Genomic DNA, 19,103 nt, shown 5'->3' with positions numbered 1-19,103 from the left:
AGCCGGGCTTGCCCGCGATGCAGGCGACTCGGTCTTGAGTGAGACCGAGTCGATGCCATCGCAGGCAAGCCAGCTCCCACATTGATCCGGCCCTCATGCAAGACCTGTGTGGTCTGTGGGAGCTTCACCATGTTGAATACCTTGCTGCCTATTCTCTTGTTTGCCGCCCTGGGCCTTGCCGTCCTCGGTGCCTTGCGCCGGGTGAACATGTGGCGCCGTGGCCGCTCGTCCAAAGTCGACCTGCTGGGCGGCCTTTTGGCCATGCCCAAGCGCTACATGGTCGACCTGCACCACGTGGTCGCCCGTGACAAATACATCGCCAACACCCACGTAGCGACGGCGCTCGGCTTTGTGCTGTCGGCGCTGCTGGCGATCCTGGTGCACGGCTTCGGCCTGCAAAGCCGCATTCTTGGCTATGCGCTGCTGCTGGCATCGACATTGATGTTTGTCGGCGCGATCTTCATGTATCTGCGCCGCCGCAATCCGCCTGCCCGCCTGTCCAAAGGCCCGTGGATGCGCCTGCCGAAAAGCCTGATGGCCTTCTCGGTGAGCTTCTTCCTGGTGACCTTGCCGGTGGCCGGGATTCTACCTGCCGACTTCGGTGGCTGGTTGCTCGCGGCATTGCTGAGCGTGGGCGTGTTGTGGGGCGTGTCCGAGATGTTCTTCGGCATGACCTGGGGCGGGCCGATGAAACACGCCTTCGCCGGTGCGCTGCACCTGGCCTGGCACCGCCGCGCCGAGCGCTTTGGCGGTGGCCGCTCCACCGGTCTGAAGCCGCTGGACCTCAGTGATAAAACCGCGCCGCTGGGCGTGGAAAAACCCAAGGACTTCACCTGGAACCAACTGCTCGGCTTCGACGCCTGCGTGCAGTGCGGCAAGTGCGAAGCGGCGTGCCCGGCGTTTGCCGCGGGCCAGCCACTGAACCCGAAAAAACTCATCCAGGACATGGTGGTCGGCTTGGCCGGTGGCACCGATGCCAAGTTCGCCGGCAGCCCGTACCCTGGCAAACCGGTGGGCGAACACGGCGGCAACCCGCACCAGCCGATCGTCAACGGCCTCGTGGACGCCGAGACGCTGTGGTCGTGCACCACCTGCCGCGCTTGCGTGGAAGAGTGCCCGATGATGATTGAGCACGTGGACGCCATCGTCGACATGCGTCGCCACCTCACCCTGGAGAAAGGCGCCACGCCGAACAAGGGCGCCGAAGTCCTGGAAAACCTGATCGCTACCGACAACCCCGGCGGTTTCGCACCCGGTGGTCGTCTGAACTGGGCGGCAGACCTGAACCTGCCGTTGCTCAGCGACAAAGGCAGTTGCGATGTGCTGTTCTGGGTCGGCGATGGCGCCTTCGACATGCGTAACCAACGTACCCTGCGTGCGTTCGTCAAAGTGCTCAAGGCCGCCAAGGTCGACTTCGCCGTGCTCGGCCTGGAAGAGCGCGACAGCGGTGATGTGGCGCGGCGCCTGGGCGATGAAGCGACGTTCCAGTTGCTGGCCTCGCGCAATATCCAGACCCTGGCCAAGTACAGCTTCAAGCGCATCGTCACCTGCGATCCGCATAGCTTCCATGTGCTGAAAAACGAATACGGCGCCTTCAACGGCAACTACCGCGTGCAGCACCACAGCACCTTCATGGCCGAGCTGATCGGCGAGGGCGCGTTGAACCTGGGCCAGCACAAAGGCAACAGCGTGACTTACCACGACCCCTGCTACCTGGGGCGCTACAACGGTGAATACGAGGCGCCGCGCCAAGTGCTGCGGGCGTTGGGTATCGAGGTCAAGGAAATGCAACGCTCGGGCTTCCGGTCGCGCTGCTGCGGTGGCGGTGGCGGTGCACCGATCACCGACATCCCCGGCAAGCAACGTATCCCCGATATGCGCATGGACGACATTCGCGAGACCGGTGCCGAACTGGTGGCCGTGGGTTGTCCGCAATGCACCGCGATGCTTGAAGGCGTGGTCGAACCGCGCCCGTTGATCAAGGACATCGCTGAACTGGTAGCCGACGCGTTGCTTGAAGACGCCGCGCCGGCCAAAGCCCCCGTCAAGCGTGAACCTGCGGAGGTGCACTGATGAGCGATATTATCCGCCGCGACCCACGGGCCGAATGGATCGCCCGTAACCGCCTGCACCCGTTGCACGCGGCGATGCAGCCGGTGCAACACAGCTGGATGGGGCCCAACGGCGTCATTCGCAAAAACGTGCATGGTGTCGGTTTTATCGGCCCCAACGGCATCAAGCGCATCGACCGCAGCGGTGCCCAGCAGGGCGGCGCGGCCAAGCGCACCGCGGCAGTGCAAGTGCAATTGCCGCTGCATCAGGTGCCGGCCCCGGCGTTCTACATCAACGTGGTGCCGGACATGGTCGGTGGCCGCCTGAGCAGCCACGACCGTGACCTGCTTGGCCTGGCGCGCCAGTTGGCCGGCAGTGACGGCGCGGTGTTGGCGGTGGTGTTCGGTGAACACAAGGAAAGCGCCTTTGCCACGGCGGGCGTCGATCGTCTGCTGGTGCTGGATGGGCATGAGTTCGAGGGTTATGCACCGGAGCAACGCGTGCAGGGCCTGCGCGCTGTGGATAACCAATTCAGCCCGCGCCACTGGTTGCTGCCAGACAGCCGCAGCGGTGGTGGTGAGCTGGGGCGACGCTTTGCCGCCAGCCTCAAGGAACGCCCGGCGACGCGGGTGTGGCAGATCAAGGGCGAGGAATGCATCGGCCGTGCCGGTGCCGGCCAGGAAGACCTGGCGCGGCCGTTGCCCCGTCTGATCCTCGCCGCCGCCGAATGTGTCGACCCGGTCAGCGAGACCCGCCACGAAGTCTTGCCCGTGGAGTTATCCACAAGCCTGGCGCGCAGTTTGCCGCGTATCGAAGACCTCGGCGCGGTGGCGGTCGACCCGGCAGCGATTCCAATGGCCGAGGCCGAGTTCATTTTCTCCGGTGGCAACGGCGTGAAGGACTGGGCGCTGTTCCACCAGACCGCCGCGGCCCTGGGTGCCACCGAAGGCGCCTCGCGGGTGGCAGTGGACGATGGCTTCATGGCGCGTGATCGCCAGGTCGGCGCCAGCGGCACCTGGGTCACTGCGCGGGTGTACGTGGCCGTCGGGATTTCCGGGGCGATCCAGCACCTGCAAGGCATCGGTGCCTGCGACAAGGTGGTGGCGATCAACCTCGACCCGGGGTGCGACATGATCAAGCGTGCCGACCTGTCGGTGATCGGCGAAAGCGCCGCGATACTGCAAGCCTTGATCGCGGCGGTCGAGACCTACCGCAACGGCGCCAAGCGTGATGCAGCCTGAGGATATGACCATGACGATCACTGTATTCAGCCTGGTGTCCATCGGCGCTCACCCTACTTCCGGGCGACCTCGCCGCGCCGAGCAGGACGCCCGTGCGGTCGAGTTGGGGCTGCAACTGGCTGGGGATAAGTTGCAAGTGCTGCACGCCGGCAACATCGCCGAACCGACCCTGCGCAGCTACCTGGGCATGGGCCTGCCGCAACTGCAGGTATTGGAACAACCGGCGGGCGCCGATGCGTTGCCGGTATTGAGCGACTATCTGCGCGATGCGGGAGCCCACGTGGTGCTCACGGGCAGCCAGGCGGAAACCGGTGAAGGCTCGGGTATGTTGCCGTTCCTGCTGGCCGAGCAGTTGGGCTGGCCGCTGATCGTCGGGTTGGCGCAGGTGGAGTCCATCGAGGGCGGCGTGGCCCATGTGCTGCAGGCATTGCCACGTGGCCAGCGGCGGCGCTTGAAAGTGCGCCTGCCGTTTCTGGCGACGGTGGATAACGCCGCACCCAAACCTCGGCAAAGCGCGTACGGCCCGGCGCAACGCGGTGAATTGGCGGCCCATGAGGTCGAGGTTGAAGACGATGAGTTATTCACAGCCGCCGTACTGCAGCCAGCCAAGCCCAGGCCCAAGCGGCTCAAGGTGATCAAGGCCAAGAGTGGTGCCGACCGTATGAAAGCCGCCACGGCCAAGGCCAGTGGCGGCGGTGGGCAGGTGCTCAAGGGCGTGAGCGCCGAAGAGGGCGCGCAAGCGATTCTCAAGCTTCTTGTAGAAGAGGGCGTCGTACGCTGATCCCTGACCACCACCTAACCTTGTGGGAGCTGGCTTGCCTGCGATAGCGGTGGGTCAGCAACCCATGCCTCCGTTGACGTGCTGCCATCGCGGACAAGCCTAGGTCCACATTTTTCTGCATTGCCATTGGCTTACCCACAATGCCTGTTGATCCGCCTGTGGATAACCTGTTCGCGGGTGTCCACAAGCCCGGCTTATCAAGCTCTGCAGCCCTCTGTACGAAAAATAACCAGTCTAACTCGCGGTTTTTGCTCGGGTTTTCACCGGGCCAAAGCCTCGACTTGCCCCCAAAGTCTGTTGGCGCTTTTGTGGATAAGATGTTCGCTATCCGCTACAGGCCTTATAAAACGTGGCTTTCACGGGGTTGGTTGATAATTGATCAATCCCTAAATTTTTGCCTTTTAAACTGCTGGATATCCCCGATTTATGAGGGTTTCAAGGGCTTTTCCACAGCCCGGACAAAGTTGCCCCCAAAGTCTGTTGGTGCCTCTGTGGATAAGGTGTTCGCTTACCGCTGCAAGCCACGCCAAACAAGGCTCTTGGAGGTTTGATCAATAAATGATCAGCTTGAGCTGAAACCCGGAAGTTTGAATAAGTCACGGATTTTCTTGATTTAATTTTCGTCCACGGCGCACTTGCCCACAATTGCTGTGGGTGGCTTTGTGGATAAGTTGTTGGGTAAAGGCTGGAGGGCAGGGCGCTAGCGGCTTGCGCGAGAACTGATCAAATAGTAAGCGGCGACTGCTTCACGTGTAGGAGCGAGCTTGCTCGCGAAAAACGTCAACGATAACGCGTGTTTCCTGAGTAAACGCGGTGCCTGTGAGTTTTTCGCGAGCAAGCTCGCTCCTACATTGTGATCTATGGGGGGCAGTTATTCGTGTGCGGCCACACCTTTGAGGTACGGCGCCGGAGCGGCGCCCAGGTTGTTGAGCATCCGCTCGCTGTACCAATCCACAAAATTCACCACGCCAAACTCATAGGTCTTGGAGTAAGGGCCAGGCTGGTAGGCGGTGGAGTTGATACCGCGCTGGTTTTCTTCGGCCAGGCGGCGGTCCTGGTCGTTGGTGGCGTCCCACACCTGGCGCATGCGTTCCACGTCGTAGTCCACGCCTTCCACAGCGTCCTTGTGCACGATCCACTTGGTGGTGACCATGGTTTCCTGGGCGCTGATGGGCCACACGGTGAACACAATGATGTGGTCGCCCATGCAGTGGTTCCAGGAGTGCGGCAGGTGCAGGATGCGCATCGAGCCCAGGTCTGGGTTCTTGATGCGGCCCATGAGCTTGGCACAGCCTTGTTTGCCATCCAGGGTCATCGACACGGTGCCCTTGAGCAGCGGCATGCGCACAATGCGGTTACGCAGGCCGAAGCTGGCGTGGGCGTAAGGGATTTTTTCGGCATCCCAAGCGGTGGCGCAGGCGCTCACGTGGTCCTTGAACGCCTGGTCGGCGCGCGGGTCGGTAACGTCGTCCCACTCCAGCAGGGTTTTAAGCAGTTCGGGGTGTGACGCGTTGCAGTGGTAGCACTCGCGGTTGTTTTCCAGCACCAGCTTCCAGTTGGCTTTTTCGAACAAGGTGGTCTGGATCGCCACCTTGGTGTTCTCCATGTCGTAGGGTTCCATGTAATGGCTGAGCGTCGACAGGAAGTCATCGATGGCCGGCGGGTTTTCGGCCAGGCTGATAAAGATGTAGCCGCCAGCGGTCTTCACGTTCACCGGCTTGAGGCCGTACTGTTTCATGTCGAAATCGGCGCCCATCTCGGTGCCGGCGAACAGCAGGCGGCCGTCCAGCTCGTAGGTCCACTGGTGGTAGTGGCATACCAATTTAGCGACCTTGCCCTTGTCGCTGGTGCACAAGCGTGAGCCACGATGGCGGCAGACGTTGTGGAACGCATGCACCACGCCGTCGGCACCCCGGATCACGATGATCGGGTTCTTGCCCACTTGCAGGGTCAGGTAATTGCCCTTGGTGGGGATTTCGCAGGTCATGCCGGCGATCAACCACTCTTTCTGGAAGATCTCCTGCATGTCGATATCGAACAGCCGCTCATCAGAGTAGAACGGCTGCGGCAGCGAAAAAGTGCGCTCGCGCTCTTGCAGCATTTGCGCGGTGGCCTTGCGTGCGGGTTCCAGCGGATCGCCCAAGCTTAAGGTTGCGGTGACGTCCATCGTGTGTGTCCTCATGGCCATTCTGTGTGGCCGGCGAATAGTGGCTACGGTTGGTGCTGTGCAAGGCGTAAAGAACGCGTCTTTGTTGGGAGCGAGTGTGGGCCCGGCGTAACGTCGAACCTTATCCATGGGCGACATGGCCCAATCTGATCCCGACGCGCAAGCCCCTGTCTTTGGGGGCTGGTCGCCGTAAGTATGTGAATGTCGCAGATAGGTAAGTGGGTGGTTCTCGCGTTACGCAGAATCGCCACCATAAGGCCGACGTCGGCGGTGGAGAACAACATGTCCAATAATTTCCTGAATCCGGTAACCACCCAGACCTGGGCCAATGGTCGGCACATCGTCCGCTGCGTCAAAGTCATCCAGGAAACCTGGGACGTGCGCACCTTCTGTTTCATGGCCGATCAGCCGATTCTGTTCTTTTTCAAGCCGGGGCAATTCGTCACCCTGGAGCTGGAAATCGAAGGCCAGCCGATCATGCGCTCCTACACGATTTCCAGTTCACCGTCGGTGCCTTACAGCTTCTCGGTGACCATCAAGCGCGTACCGGGCGGTCGGGTTTCCAATTGGCTGCACGACACTTTGCACGAAGGCCAGGAGTTGGCGGTGCACGGGCCGGTCGGGCTGTTCAATGCCATCGATTTCCCGAGCCCGAAAGTGTTGTACCTCAGCGGCGGCGTTGGGATCACACCGGTGATGTCCATGGCGCGCTGGTTCTACGACACCAACGCCAACGTCGACATGACCTTTATCCACAGCGCCCGCTCGCCCAAGGACATCATCTATCACCGTGAGCTGGAGCACATGGCGTCGCGGATCGACAACTTCAGCCTGCACCTGATCTGCGAAAAACACGGCCTGGGTGAGCCATGGGCCGGGTATCGCGGCTACCTGAACCACAAGATGCTGGAGCTGATGGTGCCGGACTTCCTGGAGCGCGAGGTGTTCTGCTGCGGCCCTACGCCGTACATGAACGCGGTGAAGCGCCTGTTGGAAGTCGCCGGTTTCGACATGACGCGTTATCACGAAGAATCCTTTGGCGCGACACCGCCCGAAGCCCGTGCCGATGCGGTGGAGCAGGCCGAGCAAGCGGCGGATGCGCCGGAGATCGACCTGGCAGACCTGCATCAAGTGGAATTTATCGCGTCCGGCAAGAGCATTCGCGTGGCGCCGGGGGAAACGGTGCATGCCGCGGCCGCCAAGCTCGGCCTGCTGATCCCCAAAGCTTGCGGTATGGGCATCTGCGGTACGTGCAAGGTGATGAAGCTGGGTGGCGAGGTGGAGATGGAGCACAACGGCGGGATTACCGAAGAAGACGAGGCCGAAGGCTACATCCTGTCGTGCTGCAGTGTGCCGAAGGGTGATGTACGCATCGAGTTCTGATCTGCTCGTTCCCACGCTCTGCGTGGTAACGCCTCCCAGGACGCTTCGCGTCCCGTCGCAATTGAGGGGGGACGCGGAGCGTCACGGGCTGCATTCCCACGCGGAGCGCGGGAACGATCTTCCCGGCAGAAGGCACATGCTCGTTCCCACGCTCTGCGTGGTAACGCCTCCCAGGACGCTCCGCGTCCCGTCGCAATTGAGGGGTGACGCGGAGCGTCACGGGCTGCATTCCCACGCGGAGCGCGGGAACGATCTTCCCGGCAGAAGGCTGCATGCTCGTTCCCACGCTCTGCGTGGTAACGCCTTCCAGGACGCTCCGCGTCCCGTCGCAATTGAGGGGTGACGCGGAGCGTCACGGGCTGCATTCCCACGCGGAGCGCGGGAACGATCTTCCCGGCAGAAGGCTGCATGCTCGTTCCCACGCTCTGCGTGGTAACCCCTTCCAGGACGCTCCGCGTCCCGTCGCAATTGAGGGGTGACGCGGAGCGTCACGGGCTGCATTCCCACGCGGAGCGCGGGAACGATCTTCCCGGCAGAAGGCTACATGCTCGTTCCCACGCTCTGCGTGGTAACGCCTCCCAGGACGCTCCGCGTCCCGTCGCAAATGAAGGGTGACGCGGATCTTCAGAGCCAAGGTTGGATGTCGATCAGGCCTGGCATACCTGCATAGTTGCGGGCGCTGGAGTAACGCCAGTGTTCAGCCAGGTCCACATAGCCTCGCTTTATGGGGTTGTGATGGATGTAATCAAGCTTCTGGCGCATGACTGCCTCGCTGTAAACCAATTCCGCATGTGAACCTTCCTGCCACAGTTGATAAACACGATCTGTCTTGTGTGCACGCTTGCAGAAACGCAGGCGCTGCAATACCCGCTCCGCGCCTTTGCTTTGCAGGTCGTCAATGATGGTGCGGGCGGTGAAGGATTTGAATTGGCTGACGCACTTTCCCAGATCGGGCGCTTGAGCAATAAAGTGCAAGTGATTTTCCAGGATGACGTAACCAAACAAGTTTAAAGCGTGGTTGCTTTGTTGATATCGCCAGCAATCCAGAAGATGGTCCACCAGGTAGTTACGGGTGAAGAGGGGGAGCCATTCCATGACAGTGCAGGTGAGGAAGTGGGGTTTTTCGGGTTCGGTGATGACATAGCGGCTTCTGCCCACGTGTTCATCCTTGATTTCGGGTGGACGCGGAGCGTCCGAGGAGGCATTCCCACGCGGAGCGCAGGAACGATCATGATTCAGCGTCGCGTCGCAGGCCGGGAGTCTGCGACGCGAGCCTTAGGTGTTAACAGTTATTGGGCGTAGATATGGACAACGAAGTGCTGGCCTGAGTTTGTCAATTCGTAGGCTTTGTCGTAGATGGTCAACGTCCGTGATGGCTCTTGAATGGTGTCCCCGATCTTGGCGTGTTTCCTGAACTCATCCCAGTCAATGACCGTGGTGCTGGTGCTGCCTCCGCTTTGCAGCGTGTTGCCATTACTTTGATATTCCATGATAAAGCTCTCCATTGATGTGCCTTTGCCGCCGATTATTCGGCTGGCGGTGAAACCCGAAAGGTGGCAGATATCGCTGCGTTTTCCTTGCGGGTAACAAGAGGCTAGACAATAAAAATGAGCTGGATAGCTGTCAGAAATATCAAAAAACAGTCTGGGCAATCGGCCAGTACCAACTGGCCGAATTCGTACGTTAAGCGTTCATTACTTCCCGAATATCGGCAGCCAATTCCCTTACACGCTCTTCCTCGGTATCCCACGCACACATGAAGCGCGCACCGCCTTTGCCGATGAAGGTGTAGAAGCGCCAGCCCTTGGCGGTCAGCGCTGCAATAGCGGGTTCCGAGAGTTGCAGGAACACGCCGTTGGCCTGTACCGGGAACATCAATTCCACGCCGGGAATATCCGCCACCAAGCTGCTCAGCAATTGCGCACAGTGGTTGGCGTGGCGTGCATGTTTGAGCCAGGCGTCATTTTCCAGCAGGCCCACCCATGGGGCGGAGAGAAAGCGCATTTTCGACGCCAACTGACCGGCCTGTTTGCAGCGGTAGTCAAAGTCTTCAGCCAATTTGTGATTGAAGAACAGGATGGCTTCACCCACCGCCATGCCGTTTTTGGTACCACCAAAGCACAGCACGTCAACGCCGGCTTTCCAGGTCAGGTCGGCCGGTGAACACCCCAGGAATGCACAGGCGTTGGCGAAGCGTGCGCCGTCCATGTGCAGGTTCAGGCCCAATTCCTTGCAGGTGGCGCTGATGGCGCGGATCTCTTGCGGGGTGTACACGCTGCCGACTTCGGTGGCTTGGGTCAGGGTCACGACGCGGGGTTTGGGATAATGAATATCCTGGCGCTTGAGGGCGATTTCGCGGATCGACTCCGGGGTCAGCTTGCCGTTTTCGGTACGGGCAACCAGCAGTTTGGAGCCGTTGGAGAAAAACTCCGGCGCGCCGCATTCATCGGTTTCGACGTGGGCGGTTTCCGAGCAAATCACGCTATGGTAGCTCTGGCACAGCGAGGACAGCGCCAGGGAGTTGGCGGCTGTACCGTTGAAGGCGAAGAACACCTCGCAGTCGGTCTCGAACAGATTGCGGAAACCGTCGGCGGCGCGGTGGGTCCATTCATCATCGCCGTAGGCACGTTGATGGCCCTGGTTGGCTTGTTCCATGGCGGCCCAGGCTTCCGGGCAGATGCCGGAATAGTTGTCGCTGGCAAATTGTTGGCTCTTGTCGGTCATGGCCCGTTCCTGTGGTCGATGTTGGTGCGCACTTTACCCAAGATTGCCGGGCGCGCGCACGCACTGTAAATGCAAAGTCGTTGGGGAATTATGCACGGTACTCACACCTTGCCTGTCGGACCTGTCCGAGATGGCGCTTTGGATCTGCTCAAGTGGCTGGCGCTGCTGAGTATGGTGCTCGATCACCTGCGCTATGTGGGGCTGAGCCTGGATGAGCTATACGTGCCGGGGCGCCTGGCGTTTCCGTGGTTTTGCCTGGCGATTGCGGCTAATTTGCATCGCGTTCGCGACGCTCCAGTGAAGGGCCATTGGCGCTACCTGGGTTGGTTGCTGCTGTTCAGCGTGATCAGCGAAGTGCCGTATCGGATGTTCATCGAAGATGCCGATACCTTGAACGTGTTGCCGACCCTGGCGCTGGGGCTGCTGATTGCCCGAGGTTGGCAGCAAAAGGCGTTGGTTGATCGAGGCTTGGCGCTGATCGCCGTCACAATGGCGGCCGTGTTTTCACACCAGTTGATGTTCGGTTTCTTTGGTGTATTGCTGCCACTGGCGATATTGCTGGTGTTTCGCCGGCCCTGGTATTTCAGCGTGCTGCCGGGTTTGGTCTGCGTCGCCGCCAATCAGTGGCAGATTCTGCTCAATAGCGGCACGCTTGTGGCGCTGTTGGGGTTGGCTGCATGTCTGATTGCGCCGCTGGCAGGATTGGTCTTATTGCGACATGGCAAAAACGCCAAGCCACCCGCCATGCGGCGCTGGGCCTACGCCCTGTATCCCATGCATTTTCTTCTGTTGCTACTCGTTCGCAAGCTCATCGCCTAACCCACCTGTAGGAGCGAGCTTGCTCGCGAAAGACGTCAACGATAACGCGGGCTGCCTGATTGAACGCGGCGCCCTCAGGTTTTTCGCGAGCAAGCTCGCTCCTACAGTTTGTAGGCACCCAGTTAGCATTCGCTCAGCCCATGTCGTAAACGCACCTTTGCGTGGCGTGCGCAGGCATTTGGCCCGCACGCGCCAGCCCTACCATCGCATCAAAGGGCCCTGCGAGGGCCTCAACAATACGAAAGGCTGGGAGAGACGCGATGTTCAGCAAGAAAGACCAGATCCAGGGTTATGACGATGCACTGCTGGCGGCGATGAATGCCGAGGAGCAACGTCAGGAAGATCATATCGAGCTGATCGCGTCGGAGAACTACACCAGCAAGCGCGTGATGGAAGCCCAAGGCAGCGGCCTCACCAACAAATACGCCGAAGGCTACCCGGGCAAGCGCTACTACGGTGGCTGCGAGCATGTGGACAAGGTCGAAGCCCTGGCCATCGAACGCGCCAAGCAGCTGTTCGGCGCCGATTACGCCAACGTGCAACCGCACTCCGGTTCCTCGGCCAACAGCGCCGTGTACCTGGCGCTGATCAATGCCGGCGACACCATTCTGGGCATGAGCCTGGCCCACGGCGGTCACCTGACCCACGGCGCCAAAGTGTCGTCCTCGGGCAAGCTGTACAACGCGGTGCAATACGGCATCAACACCGACACCGGCCTGATCGACTACGACGAAGTCGAGCGCCTGGCGGTCGAGCACAAGCCGAAGATGGTTGTGGCGGGTTTCTCGGCCTACTCCAAGACCCTGGATTTCCCACGCTTCCGTCAGATTGCCGACAAGGTTGGCGCGCTGCTGTTCGTCGACATGGCCCACGTCGCCGGCCTGGTTGCCGCTGGCCTGTACCCGAACCCGCTGCCTTACGCTGATGTTGTCACTACCACCACCCACAAAACCCTGCGCGGTCCACGGGGCGGCCTGATCCTGGCCAAGGCCAACGAAGAAATCGAAAAGAAACTCAACGCTGCGGTATTCCCCGGCGCCCAGGGCGGCCCGCTGATGCACGTGATCGCCGGCAAGGCCGTGTGCTTCAAGGAAGCGCTGGAGCCCGGCTTCAAGGCTTACCAGCAGCAAGTGATTGATAACGCCCAGGCCATGGCCGAAGTGTTCATCAAGCGTGGCTACGATGTGGTCTCCGGCGGCACCGACAACCACCTGTTCCTGGTCAGCCTGATCCGCCAGGGCCTCACCGGCAAAGAGGCGGACGCCGCCCTGGGTCGCGCCCACATCACCGTCAACAAGAACGCGGTGCCGAATGACCCGCAGTCGCCGTTCGTAACCTCGGGCCTGCGCATCGGTACCCCGGCGGTGACCACCCGTGGCTTCAAAGTGCCGCAGTGCGTCGAGCTGGCCGGCTGGATCTGCGACATCCTCGACAACCTCGGCGACGCCGATGTCGAGGCCAACGTGGCCAAGCACGTGTCTGCCCTGTGCGCTGATTTCCCGGTTTATCGCTGAGCGCGGTTTTGGAGTAATGACTATGCAACGCTACTCAGGCTTCGGCCTCTTCAAGCACTCCCTCAGCCATCACGAAAACTGGCAGAAGATGTGGCGCACGCCGACCCCCAAAAAGGTCTACGACGTGGTCATTGTCGGCGGCGGCGGGCATGGTCTGGCGACCGCCTACTACCTGGCCAAGGAACACGGCATCACCAACGTGGCGGTGGTCGAGAAAGGCTGGCTGGGCGGCGGTAACACCGCGCGCAACACCACCATCGTGCGTTCCAACTACCTGTGGGACGAGTCGGCTCACCTGTACGAACATGCAATGAAACTCTGGGAAGGTTTGTCCCAGGACCTGAACTACAACGTGATGTTCTCCCAGCGTGGCGTGTACAACCTGTGCCACACCCTGCAGGACATCCGTGATTCCGAGCGCCGCGTGAGCGCCAACCGCCTCAACGGCGTGGACGGCGAATTGCTTAACGCCCAACAGGTAGCTGACGAGATTCCATACCTGGACTGCTCGAAAAACACCCGCTACCCGGTGCTGGGCGCCACCGTGCAACGTCGCGGCGGCGTGGCCCGTCACGATGCCGTGGCCTGGGGCTTTGCCCGTGCTGCCGATGCCTTGGGCGTGGACCTGATCCAGCAGACCGAAGTGATCGGGTTCCGCAAGGAAAATGGCGTGTGCATCGGTGTGGAAACCAACAAAGGCTTTATCGGCGCCAAGCGCGTCGGTGTGGTGACTGCCGGTAACTCCGGGCACATGGCTTCGCTTGCGGGCTTCCGCCTGCCGATCGAATCCCACCCGCTGCAAGCCCTGGTGTCGGAGCCGATCAAGCCGATTATCGACAGCGTGATCATGTCCAACGCCGTGCACGGTTACATCAGCCAGTCCGACAAGGGCGACCTGGTGATCGGCGCCGGTATCGACGGCTACAACGGCTACGGCCAGCGCGGCTCGTACCCGGTGATTGAGCACACCATCCAGGCCATCGTCGAGATGTTCCCGGTGCTGTCGCGGGTGCGCATGAACCGCCAGTGGGGCGGCATCGTCGACACCACGCCGGATGCCTGCCCGATCATCTCCAAGACGCCGGTACCGAACATGTTCTTCAACTGCGGTTGGGGTACGGGCGGCTTCAAGGCCACCCCAGGCTCAGGCAACGTGTTTGCCGCCAGCCTGGCCAAGGGTGAAATGCACCCACTGGCCGCACCTTTTTCCATCGACCGTTTCCACAACGGTGCGCTGATCGACGAACACGGCGCTGCGGCCGTCGCCCACTAACAGGAGAAATTCCCTATGTTGCATATCTTCTGTCCTCACTGTGGCGAACTGCGCTCCGAAGAGGAATTCCACGCGTCCGGCCAAGCGCACATCCCGCGCCCGCTGGACCCGAATGCCTGCACCGACGAGCAGTGGGGCGACTACATGTTCTTTCGCGATAACCCGCGCGGCCTGCACCACGAACTGTGGATCCACGCCGCCGGTTGCCGCCAGTATTTCAACGCCACCCGCGACACTGTGACCTACGAAATTCTTGAAACCTACAAGATCGGTGAGAAGCCTCAGTTCACCGCCAAGGCCTCTGGAGAGAAGGTATGAGCCAGATCAATCGCCTGTCCAACGGTGGCCGCATCGACCGTAATAAAGTCCTGACGTTTACGTTCAACGGTCAGAGCTACAAAGGCTTTGAAGGCGACACCCTGGCCGCAGCCCTGCTGGCCAACGGCGTCGACATCATTGGTCGCAGCTTCAAGTACTCGCGCCCTCGGGGCATCTTTGCCGCGGGCGCCGAAGAGCCGAACGCGGTGCTGCAGATCGGCGCCACCGAAGCCACACAAATCCCCAACGTGCGCGCCACCCAACAGGCGCTGTACCAAGGCTTGGTTGCTACCAGCACCAACGGCTGGCCGAGCGTGAACAACGACATGATGGGGATTCTCGGCAAGGTCGGCGGCAAGTTGATGCCGCCGGGTTTCTACTACAAAACCTTCATGTACCCGCAATCGTTCTGGATGACCTACGAGAAGTACATCCGCAAGGCGGCGGGCCTTGGCCGTTCCCCTACCGAGAACGACCCGGACACCTACGATAACTTCAACCGTCATTGCGACGTGTTGGTCGTGGGCGCAGGTCCTGCCGGCCTCGCCGCGGCATTGGCCGCTGCGCGCAGCGGTGCCCGTGTGATCATCGCCGACGAGCAGGAAGAGTTCGGTGGGTCGCTGCTCGATTCCCGTGAAAGCCTCGATGGCAAGCCGGCCACTGAATGGGTTGCCAGCGTCATTACCGAATTGAAAGCTCTGCCGGACGTGGTGCTGCTGCCCCGCGCCACCGTCAACGGTTACCACGACCATAACTTCCTGACCATTCACGAGCGTCTCACCGACCATCTCGGTGACCGGGCGCCGATTGGCGTGGTGCGTCAGCGTATCCACCGTGTACGTGCCAAGCGCGTGGTGCTGGCCACCGGTGCGTGCGAGCGTCCGCTGGTGTACGGCAACAACGATGTGCCGGGCAATATGCTCGCGGGTGCGGTGTCTACCTATGTGCGTCGTTACGGGGTGGCACCGGGTAAGAAGCTGCTGCTGTCGACCAACAACGATCATGCTTACCGCGTTGCGCTGGATTGGTTCGATGCGGGCCTCACCGTCGTCGCGGTGGCTGATGCGCGTCACAACCCACGCGGTGCACTGGTTGAAGAAGCCCGCGCCAAAGGTATTCGCATCCTCACCGGCAGCGCCGTGATCGAAGCCCGTGGCAGTAAGCACGTGACCGGCGCCCGCGTGGCAGCCATCGATGTCAAGGCGCATAAAGTGACCAGCCCCGGCGAGTGGCTGGACTGCGACCTGGTCGCCAGCTCCGGCGGTTACAGCCCGGTGGTGCATTTGGCCTCGCACCTGGGCGGCAAGCCGACCTGGCGTGAAGATATCCTCGGCTTCGTACCGGGCGAAGCGCCGCAAAAACGCGTGTGCGTGGGTGGCATCAACGGTGTCTACGGCCTTGGCGATTCCCTCGCCGATGGCTTTGAAGGCGGCGTGCGTGCGGCCAGCGAAGCCGGTTTTGCCCCGGTTGAGGGCACGCTGCCAAAAGCCTTGAGCCGTCTTGAAGAACCAACCCTGGCGCTGTTCCAGGTGCCCCACGAAAAAGCCACCGCACGGGCGCCAAAGCAATTTGTCGACCTGCAAAACGACGTGACCGCCGCCGCCATCGAACTGGCCACTCGCGAAGGTTTCGAGTCGGTGGAACACGTCAAGCGCTACACCGCGTTGGGCTTCGGCACCGACCAAGGCAAGCTGGGTAACGTCAACGGCCTGGCCATCGCGGCCCGTTCGTTGAACGTGACTATCCCGCAGATGGGCACCACCATGTTCCGTCCCAACTACACGCCGGTCACCTTCGGTGCGGTCGCGGGCCGTCACTGTGGGCATATCTTCGAGCCGGTACGCTATACCGCGCTGCAAGCCTGGCACGTGAAGAACGGCGCCGAGTTTGAAGACGTCGGCCAGTGGAAACGCCCTTGGTATTTCCCGCGCAACGGTGAAGACCTGCATGCCGCGGTCAAACGCGAATGCCTGGCCGTGCGTGACAGCGTCGGCCTGCTGGACGCGTCCACCCTCGGCAAGATCGACATTCAGGGCCCGGATGCGCGCGAGTTCCTCAACCGCATCTACACCAACGCCTGGACCAAGCTCGACGTGGGCAAGGCGCGCTACGGCCTGATGTGCAAGGAAGACGGCATGGTCTTCGACGACGGCGTGACGGCCTGTCTGGCCGACAACCACTTCCTGATGACCACCACCACTGGCGGCGCCGCCCGCGTGCTGCAGTGGCTGGAAATCTACCAGCAGACCGAATGGCCGGACCTCAAGGTGTACTTCACCTCGGTTACCGACCATTGGGCGACCATGACCCTGTCGGGCCCCAACAGCCGCAAGCTGCTCAGTGAAGTCACCGACATCGACCTGGACAAGGACGGCTTCCCGTTCATGACCTGGAAGGAAGGCCTGGTGGGCGGTGTTCCGGCGCGGGTGTTCCGTATCTCGTTTACCGGTGAGCTGTCATATGAAGTCAACGTGCAGGCCGACTACGCCATGGGCGTACTGGAAAAGATCGTCGAGGCCGGCAAAAAGTACAACCTGACCCCGTACGGCACCGAGACCATGCACGTCCTGCGCGCCGAGAAGGGCTTCATCATCGTCGGGCAAGACACCGACGGCTCGATGACCCCGGACGACCTGAACATGGGCTGGTGCGTTGGCCGTACCAAACCGTTCTCGTGGATCGGCTGGCGCGGGATGAACCGTGAAGACTGCGTGCGTGAAGAGCGCAAGCAGTTGGTCGGGCTCAAGCCGATCGATCCGAATGTGTGGCTGCCGGAAGGCGCGCAGTTGGTGTTCGATCCGAAGCAGACGATCCCGATGAAGATGGTGGGTCACGTTACCTCAAGTTATGCGCATAACTCCCTGGGCTATTCGTTTGCCATGGGTGTAGTGAAGGGCGGCTTGAAGCGCATCGGTGAGCGGGTGTTCTCGCCCCAAGCGGATGGCAGCGTGATCGAGGCAGAGATTGTTTCATCGGTGTTCTTTGACCCTAAAGGCGATCGGCAGAACATCTGATCGACCGAGTCGCGGCCATCGCAGGCAAGCCAGCTCCCACATTTGAAGGCATTCGCACTTCAAAAAGGTGGGAGGGGGCTTGCTCCCGATGAGGCCAGAACAGTCACCACAGAATTCAGACAGGTGCTTTATGACAGCTGCCAATGTTTACCAACAACGCCCCACCACCGGCGCCAAGGCCGAGTCGTCGCTGCACCATGCCGACCTCGCCAGCCTGGTCGGCAAGGGCCGCAAGAATGCCGGCGTGACCGTGCGTGAAAAGAAACTCCTCGGCCACCTGACTATCCGTGGCGATGGCCACGACGCCGCGTTCGCGGCTGGCGTACACAAGGCCGTCGGCATTGAACTGCCCGGCCCGCTAAGCGTGGTCTTCAAAGATGAAACCAGCCTTCAGTGGCTCGGCCCGGATGAGTGGCTGTTGATCGTGCCGAGCGGTGAAGAATTTGCCGCCGAACAAAATCTGCGCGCTGCCCTGGGCGACCTGCATATCCAGATCGTCAACGTCAGCGGCGGCCAGCAGATTCTTGAACTGAGCGGCCCGAATGTGCGCGATGTGCTGATGAAGTCCACCAGCTACGACGTACACCCCAACAACTTCCCGGTGGGCAAGGCCGTGGGCACGGTGTTCGCCAAGTCGCAACTGGTGATCCGTCATACCAGCGACGACACCTGGGAATTGCTGATCCGTCGCAGCTTCTCGGATTACTGGTGGTTGTGGTTGCAGGATGCCTCGGCTGAATTCGGCCTGAGCGTTGTCGCATGATGATCATTCCCACGCTCCGCGTGGGAATGCACACCGGGACGCTCCGCGTCCCAAAAGCGGACGCAGAGCGTCCATGGCGGCATTCCCACGCAAAGCGTGGGAACGATCAGCCTGAGGAGTGACCCATGAGCCGCGCACCCGATACATGGATTTTGACCGCCGACTGCCCCAGCGTGCTCGGCACGGTGGACGCGGTCACCCGCTACCTGTTCGAGCAGGGCTGCTACGTCACCGAGCACCACTCGTTTGATGATCGTCTCTCGGGCCGGTTTTTCATTCGTGTGGAGTTTCGTCAACCTGACGGCTTTGACGAGCAGGCGTTCCGAGATGGCCTGGCGACCCGTGGTGAAGCCTTCGGCATGATCTTCGAGCTGACGGCGCCGAACTACCGGCCCAAAGTGGTGATCATGGTCTCCAAGGCCGATCACTGCCTCAACGACCTGCTGTACCGCCAGCGCATCGGCCAATTGTCGATGGATGTGGTCGCGGTGGTGTCCAACCACCCTGATCTGAAACCGTTGGCCGACTGGCACCAGATTCCCTACTACCATTTCCCCCTGGACCCCAACGACAAACCGTCCCAGGAGCGTCAGGTGTGGCAGGTGATTGAAGACACCGGCGCCGAATTGGTGATCCTTGCGCGCTATATGCAAGTGCTGTCACCAGAGCTGTGCCGCAAGCTGGACGGCAAGGCTATCAACATTCACCACTCGTTGCTGCCCGGCTTCAAGGGCGCCAAGCCGTATCACCAGGCGTACAACAAGGGCGTGAAACTGGTGGGGGCCACGGCGCATTACATCAACAACGATCTGGATGAAGGGCCGATCATCGCCCAAGGCGTGGAGGTGGTGGATCACAGCCATTATCCCGAGGACTTGATTGCCAAGGGGCGGGATATCGAAGGGCTGACACTGGCGCGGGCCGTGGGGTATCACATTGAGCGGCGGGTGTTCTTGAACGCCAATCGCACTGTCGTTCTTTAGATCGCTATCGCAGGCAAGCCAGCTCCCACACGCTTGAATGTGTGAACCCGATCCACTGTGGGAGCTGGCTT

General features: G+C 61.1%; 15 protein-coding genes. 11 read left to right on the top strand and 4 right to left on the bottom strand.

Annotation, left to right across the window (positions count from 1 at the left end; translation table 11 throughout):
• The first annotated feature begins 129 nt into the window (after positions 1 to 129).
• From dgcB to etfB, 3 genes are read left to right on the top strand one after another with little or no spacing between them, the layout of a single operon-like run.
• Complete coding sequence (gene dgcB, locus ODQ19_RS15765) at positions 130 to 2,073, top strand: dimethylglycine demethylation protein DgcB (protein ID WP_330210576.1); 1,944 nt, start codon at positions 130 to 132, stop codon at positions 2,071 to 2,073.
• Complete coding sequence (etfA, locus tag ODQ19_RS15760) at positions 2,073 to 3,293, top strand: electron transfer flavoprotein subunit alpha (RefSeq protein ID WP_330210575.1); 1,221 nt, start codon at positions 2,073 to 2,075, stop codon at positions 3,291 to 3,293. Before dgcB ends, etfA begins: the two co-directional genes overlap by 1 nt.
• Before the next feature lie 10 nt (positions 3,294 to 3,303).
• On the top strand, positions 3,304 to 4,074 hold the full coding sequence (gene etfB / locus ODQ19_RS15755; RefSeq protein WP_116667992.1) for an electron transfer flavoprotein subunit beta: 771 nt from the start codon (positions 3,304 to 3,306) through the stop codon (positions 4,072 to 4,074).
• Between the two features lie 871 nt (positions 4,075 to 4,945).
• Here the strand turns inward: etfB and gbcA are convergent.
• A complete protein-coding gene (gene gbcA / locus ODQ19_RS15750; RefSeq protein WP_330210574.1) occupies positions 4,946 to 6,241 on the bottom strand; it encodes a glycine-betaine demethylase subunit GbcA in 1,296 nt (431 codons plus the stop codon).
• Positions 6,242 to 6,523: 282 nt separating this feature from the next.
• Between gbcA and gbcB the strand changes: the two genes are divergently transcribed.
• Positions 6,524 to 7,624, top strand: coding sequence for a glycine-betaine demethylase subunit GbcB (gbcB, locus tag ODQ19_RS15745; RefSeq protein WP_014720237.1), 1,101 nt, complete (start codon positions 6,524 to 6,526; stop codon positions 7,622 to 7,624).
• Positions 7,625 to 8,248: 624 nt separating this feature from the next.
• Here gbcB and ODQ19_RS15740 read toward each other — a convergent pair.
• The 3 genes from ODQ19_RS15740 to ODQ19_RS15730 all read right to left on the bottom strand — a co-directional run bounded on the left by ODQ19_RS15740 (position 8,249) and on the right by ODQ19_RS15730 (position 10,348).
• Complete coding sequence (locus tag ODQ19_RS15740) at positions 8,249 to 8,782, bottom strand: REP-associated tyrosine transposase (protein ID WP_003194866.1); 534 nt, start codon at positions 8,780 to 8,782, stop codon at positions 8,249 to 8,251.
• A 131-nt stretch (positions 8,783 to 8,913) separates the two neighbouring features.
• Positions 8,914 to 9,114, bottom strand: coding sequence for a hypothetical protein (locus tag ODQ19_RS15735; protein ID WP_003194864.1), 201 nt, complete (start codon positions 9,112 to 9,114; stop codon positions 8,914 to 8,916).
• Between the two features lie 193 nt (positions 9,115 to 9,307).
• A complete protein-coding gene (locus ODQ19_RS15730; RefSeq protein ID WP_073525870.1) occupies positions 9,308 to 10,348 on the bottom strand; it encodes a threonine aldolase family protein in 1,041 nt (346 codons plus the stop codon).
• A gap of 90 nt (positions 10,349 to 10,438) precedes the next feature.
• On the opposite strand from ODQ19_RS15730, the gene ODQ19_RS15725 reads away from it, so the two are divergent.
• The 7 genes from ODQ19_RS15725 (at position 10,439) to purU (ending at position 19,032) form a co-directional block, all read left to right on the top strand.
• Positions 10,439 to 11,167, top strand: a complete 729-nt coding sequence (locus ODQ19_RS15725; protein WP_330210573.1) for a TraX family protein — start codon at positions 10,439 to 10,441, stop codon at positions 11,165 to 11,167.
• A 260-nt stretch (positions 11,168 to 11,427) separates the two neighbouring features.
• Positions 11,428 to 12,681: a serine hydroxymethyltransferase gene (gene glyA, locus ODQ19_RS15715; protein WP_330210572.1), complete on the top strand. Its 1,254-nt coding sequence runs from the start codon at positions 11,428 to 11,430 to the stop codon at positions 12,679 to 12,681.
• 22 nt (positions 12,682 to 12,703) lie between these two features.
• Positions 12,704 to 13,954, top strand: coding sequence for a sarcosine oxidase subunit beta (locus tag ODQ19_RS15710; RefSeq protein WP_003176546.1), 1,251 nt, complete (start codon positions 12,704 to 12,706; stop codon positions 13,952 to 13,954).
• 15 nt (positions 13,955 to 13,969) lie between these two features.
• Positions 13,970 to 14,272, top strand: coding sequence for a sarcosine oxidase subunit delta (locus tag ODQ19_RS15705; RefSeq protein ID WP_003194855.1), 303 nt, complete (start codon positions 13,970 to 13,972; stop codon positions 14,270 to 14,272).
• Entirely contained in the window at positions 14,269 to 17,286 is a 3,018-nt protein-coding gene (locus ODQ19_RS15700) for a sarcosine oxidase subunit alpha (protein ID WP_116667929.1), read from the top strand. The genes ODQ19_RS15705 and ODQ19_RS15700 overlap by 4 nt, the downstream gene beginning before the upstream one ends.
• 130 nt (positions 17,287 to 17,416) lie before the next feature.
• Complete coding sequence (locus ODQ19_RS15695; protein ID WP_330210571.1) at positions 17,417 to 18,049, top strand: sarcosine oxidase subunit gamma; 633 nt, start codon at positions 17,417 to 17,419, stop codon at positions 18,047 to 18,049.
• Positions 18,050 to 18,174: 125 nt separating this feature from the next.
• Positions 18,175 to 19,032 carry a formyltetrahydrofolate deformylase gene (gene purU, locus ODQ19_RS15690; protein WP_060766722.1) on the top strand — a complete coding sequence of 286 codons (858 nt, stop codon included), beginning with the start codon at positions 18,175 to 18,177 and terminating at the stop codon, positions 19,030 to 19,032.
• Positions 19,033 to 19,103 lie beyond the last annotated feature (71 nt).

The organism is Pseudomonas sp. AM4(2022) (genome assembly GCF_036346515.1).
Classification (GTDB): domain Bacteria; phylum Pseudomonadota; class Gammaproteobacteria; order Pseudomonadales; family Pseudomonadaceae; genus Aquipseudomonas; species Aquipseudomonas paracarnis.
Note: the sequence above shows the minus strand (reverse complement) of the source record. Positions and strands in the feature narration are given on the sequence as shown.

Bases quoted from the DNA above. Each gene is read 5' to 3' on its own strand.
- dgcB (WP_330210576.1), top strand. From the start codon at position 130: ATGTTGAATACCTTGCTGCCTATTCTCTTGTTTGCCGCCCTGGGCCTT.
- etfA (WP_330210575.1), top strand. From the start codon at position 2,073: ATGAGCGATATTATCCGCCGCGACCCACGGGCCGAATGGATCGCCCGT.
- etfB (WP_116667992.1), top strand. From the start codon at position 3,304: ATGACGATCACTGTATTCAGCCTGGTGTCCATCGGCGCTCACCCTACT.
- gbcA (WP_330210574.1), bottom strand. From the start codon at position 6,241: ATGGACGTCACCGCAACCTTAAGCTTGGGCGATCCGCTGGAACCCGCA.
- gbcB (WP_014720237.1), top strand. From the start codon at position 6,524: ATGTCCAATAATTTCCTGAATCCGGTAACCACCCAGACCTGGGCCAAT.
- ODQ19_RS15735 (WP_003194864.1), bottom strand. From the start codon at position 9,114: ATGGAATATCAAAGTAATGGCAACACGCTGCAAAGCGGAGGCAGCACC.
- ODQ19_RS15730 (WP_073525870.1), bottom strand. From the start codon at position 10,348: ATGACCGACAAGAGCCAACAATTTGCCAGCGACAACTATTCCGGCATC.
- ODQ19_RS15725 (WP_330210573.1), top strand. From the start codon at position 10,439: ATGCACGGTACTCACACCTTGCCTGTCGGACCTGTCCGAGATGGCGCT.
- glyA (WP_330210572.1), top strand. From the start codon at position 11,428: ATGTTCAGCAAGAAAGACCAGATCCAGGGTTATGACGATGCACTGCTG.
- ODQ19_RS15710 (WP_003176546.1), top strand. From the start codon at position 12,704: ATGCAACGCTACTCAGGCTTCGGCCTCTTCAAGCACTCCCTCAGCCAT.
- ODQ19_RS15705 (WP_003194855.1), top strand. From the start codon at position 13,970: ATGTTGCATATCTTCTGTCCTCACTGTGGCGAACTGCGCTCCGAAGAG.
- ODQ19_RS15700 (WP_116667929.1), top strand. From the start codon at position 14,269: ATGAGCCAGATCAATCGCCTGTCCAACGGTGGCCGCATCGACCGTAAT.
- ODQ19_RS15695 (WP_330210571.1), top strand. From the start codon at position 17,417: ATGACAGCTGCCAATGTTTACCAACAACGCCCCACCACCGGCGCCAAG.
- purU (WP_060766722.1), top strand. From the start codon at position 18,175: ATGAGCCGCGCACCCGATACATGGATTTTGACCGCCGACTGCCCCAGC.